This window comes from Nguyenibacter vanlangensis, assembly GCF_013376155.1.
In the GTDB taxonomy this organism is placed as follows: Bacteria; Pseudomonadota; Alphaproteobacteria; order Acetobacterales; family Acetobacteraceae; genus Gluconacetobacter; species Gluconacetobacter vanlangensis.
The window spans coordinates 1-3,479 of sequence record NZ_JABXXP010000307.1 but is presented as its reverse complement, the minus strand read 5'-3'; the positions used below and the strand labels follow the sequence as shown (position 1 = coordinate 3,479).

4 protein-coding genes and 1 pseudogene are annotated in these 3,479 nt (G+C 68.1%); 2 read left to right on the top strand and 3 right to left on the bottom strand.

Annotated elements, in window-relative coordinates; all coding sequences use genetic code 11:
• Positions 1-207 (top strand): DUF1028 domain-containing protein (locus tag HUK84_RS12885; protein WP_218064362.1); only part of this gene is annotated, 207 nt, incomplete at its 5' end.
• A gap of 63 nt (positions 208-270) precedes the next feature.
• Here the strand turns inward: HUK84_RS12885 and HUK84_RS12880 are convergent.
• On the bottom strand, positions 271-684 hold the full coding sequence (locus tag HUK84_RS12880; protein WP_176640653.1) for a RidA family protein: 414 nt from the start codon (positions 682-684) through the stop codon (positions 271-273).
• Between the two features lie 349 nt (positions 685-1,033).
• Here HUK84_RS12880 and HUK84_RS12875 point away from each other — a divergent pair, with 349 nt between their 5' ends.
• The gene (locus tag HUK84_RS12875; protein WP_176640652.1) at positions 1,034-2,425 is read left to right on the top strand and encodes a purine-cytosine permease family protein; all 1,392 of its coding nucleotides are present in this window, start codon (positions 1,034-1,036) and stop codon (positions 2,423-2,425) included.
• An 11-nt stretch (positions 2,426-2,436) separates the two neighbouring features.
• On the opposite strand, the gene hutG is transcribed toward HUK84_RS12875, so the two are convergent.
• Positions 2,437-3,237, bottom strand: coding sequence for an N-formylglutamate deformylase (gene hutG / locus HUK84_RS12870; protein WP_176640651.1), 801 nt, complete (start codon positions 3,235-3,237; stop codon positions 2,437-2,439).
• 33 nt (positions 3,238-3,270) lie between these two features.
• Positions 3,271-3,479: pseudogene (locus HUK84_RS12865) on the bottom strand (formimidoylglutamate deiminase); the annotation flags it as partial.

Genomic DNA, 3,479 nt, shown 5'->3' with positions numbered 1-3,479 from the left:
GAGGCCGGCCCGCTCCGCTCCGCGGGCCTGCTGGTCGTCGACCGCCAGAGCTGGCCCCTGACCGACCTGCGCGTCGATTGGGACGATGCGCCGATCGCGCGCCTGGCCGATCTCTGGACCATCTGGCAGCCGCAGATGCACGATTACGTCACGCGCTGCCTGGATCCGTCGTCCGCGCCCGCGTACGGCGTGCCCGGCGACGAATGACCCCGGGCCCAGCCCGTCCTCCCGGATGGCCTTGGTTCCGGATAGGGTTCCGAACAGGTCCGCTCAGTCCGGCAACACCGCGATGACGTCGACCTCGATCAGCCATTCCGGACGGGCAAGGGCGACCACGACCAGCCCGGTGAAGACCGGAAAGACGCCCTTCAGATACTGTCCCAGGACGCGATACGTGGCTTCCCTGTGGCGAATATCCGTCAGATAGACGGTCACCTTGCAGATATGCGCAGGATCCGATCCCGCCTCTTTCAGCAGCAGCAGGATGTTCTGCATGACCTTGTGGGCCTGCCCGGCCGGGTCGCCGACGGCCACGTTCTCGCGCGTGTCGAGGTCCTGCGGCACCTGGCCGCGAAGATAGACCGTATTGCCCGCCACGACCGCCTGGCACAAATCATTGTCCAGGTTCTGCTCGGGATAGGTCTCTTTCGTATTGAACGGACGGATGCGCTTATGGACGGGCATATGTCGTGACCTCATGTCCTGGCCGGAGCCGGCGCACCGCCCCGCCCGGTTCGATCCGGGAATGGTCGCAGGCCGGGACGATCTATGAAAGAACGGAACCGTTTCCTTTGGCTTCGGAAAAACCGAAGGAAGCGGGGCGCGCGCCGCCAGGGCCTCCTTTCGCCGCCATGCGCGAACGGACATGATGATATCGCAATAAATGCACGGGCTTGATAGATTTTTCCGATGCACGGCGTAGGGAAATACGTCGCAGCGGGCTGCTGTATCCAGCGGCGGAATAATGTCGTATCGGTCGATGCCGCACCGGATCGTTCCGCGTCATCAGCGCGGCACCGGACACGGAGGGCTCATGATCGATTCGCTCGGTTCCCCGGAAGCGGAAACCATCTATCCGATCCCCCCCGCGCGCCGCCACGGCCGGCCGCGCGACCTGTTCACCGTGTGGTTCGGCCCGAACCTGATGATGCTGACCGTCGTGACGGGGGCGCTGTCCACGACGGTCTACGGCCTGCCGCTGCTGCCGGCGCTGCTGGCGCTCCTGGCCGGGAATCTGATCGGCGGCGTGTTCATGGCGCTGCACGCGGCGCAGGGGCCGCGTCTCGGCGTGCCGCAGATGGTCCAGACGCGCGGCCAGTTCGGCCTGATGGGCGCGGTGCCGGTAACCGCCGTCATCGTCCTGATGTATGTGGGGTTCGCGGCGTCGAACCTCGTGCTGGGCGCCGAGGGACTGCAAAGCATCGTGCCCGGCCTGGGCCGTCTTTCCGCCATCCTGGTCGTCCAGGCGCTTTCGGTCCTTCCCGCCATCCTCGGCTACCGGGCGATTCATCTCTCGGCGCGGGTCATGACGGTGCTCTGCGGCGCCGCCATCCTGTTCTGCATCGCGCGGGTGCTGGCGCTGCATGCCGGCGACCTGCCGTTCCTCGCGCCGGGCCGGCCGGGCTGGACCGGCATCCTGCGGACAATGTCCACGGCGGCCCTGTGGCAGATCGCCTATGCGCCCTATGTCTCGGATTCCTCGCGCTATCTCCCGGCCGGTCCCGCGGGCGAAAGACAGGCATTCGCGGCCTGCTTCTCCGGTTCCGTGCTGGGGTCGGTGCTGGCGATGGCGCTGGGCGCGGCGGTGGGGCTGCTGGCGGCGGGACACGGCATCGTCGTCACGCTGGCGGCGCTGCTCGGGCCGTGGGTGGCGGCGGTCCTGGCCGCGCTGTCGCTCGGCATCGCCGTCGCCAACGCCATGAACATCTATTGCGGGGCCCTGTCGACCCTGACGGTGGCGCAGACCTTCACGCCCGGCCGGCGCTACGGCCGGACCGCGCGCCTGATCGTGACGGTGGCGCTGCTGGCGCTGGCCTTTGCCATGGCGACCCTGATGGCCGACAGTTTCATGAGCGCATACGGCGAATTTCTCGAACTGCTGATGTCGGTCATGATCCCGTGGACGGCCATCAACCTGACCGATTACTACCTCCTTCATCACGGGGACTATGACGTCGCCTCGTTCTTCGCGCGGGACGGCGGGCGCTACGGTCTTTTCAACGGCCCCGCCCTGGCCTGCTACGTCATCGGCATCCTCGTGCAGGTGCCCTTCCTCTCGACCGCGCTCTATACCGGCCAGGTGGCGCGGGCGCTGGGCGGCGTCGACCTGTCCTGGGTCGTCAGCCTGCTCCTGACCCCGCCGCTCTATATCGCCATGGAACGGCGCTTCAACGCGCGGGCGCTGCCCGCCACGGCCACCGACTGAACAGACCGAAATCAGGGTCTCCAGGCGCAGGCGCGTTCCAGAAGATCCCCGATCAGGCCGGAAAGCTTTTCCATCTTCCGCGCATCGGCGGCAGGCGCCGCCCCACCCTCCGACGCCAGATAGGTCGCCTGGGCCTTCTCAAGCTGGATGGCATGGATCCCCTCCGCGGGGCGGCCGTAATGACGGGTGGTGTAGCCCCCCTTGAACCGGCCGTCGAGGACAGAGGAATAGCCCCCGCCCTCCGTCAGCCCGGCCATGACGGCGGCGATCAGGCCGCCGGCACAGGCGGCGCCGTCATTGGTGCCGAAATTCAGGTCCGGCAGCCGTCCTTCGAACAGGCGCGGGATCACCGTGCCAATGGAATGGGCGTCCCACAGGACGGCATGGCCGTGGCGCGCGCGCAGGCGGTCGAGTTCCGCCGCGACGGCATCGTGATAAGGCTGCCAATAGCATTGCCGGCGCGCCGCGATCTCGGATTCGCCGGGTTCGGCGCCGGGCCGGTAGATCGGCCGCCCATCGAAGGTCAGCGTCGGCACCAGGCCGGTCTTCGGCCGCCCGGGATAGAGCACCGCATCGTCGCCGCCGCGATTGAGGTCGATGACATAGCGCGAATAATGCGCCCGCAGCACGCCGGCGCCCAGCCGCGCCGCGACCTGGTACAGGCGGGGAACATACCAGTCGGTATCGGGCAAAGCGCGCCCCGCCTCCGTCATGCGCGCCGCCATGCCGGGGGCGAGGCGCGTCCCGGCATGGGGAATGGTGACCAGCACGGGGGCATCCCCCCGGACAAGCGAGAAAACCGGCCCCTCCATCGCGAAGATTCTCCTTTCAGGCCCGCAACCTTGTCAGGCCGACAGCCTTGCCATGGCCGCCCGGAAATCGCGGGCGATGGCATCCCGGGCGACATGCCGCCCGCCCGCGACCACCCATCGGCCGGCGCACAGGACATCGGAAACCGGAAGGGCCGGACGCGCGAAGAGGACGCTGTCGAGGATCGCGTCGCCCGTCAGGCCCGGCAGCGCCAGATCCTCCGCCGCCAGGGCGCAGAGATCCG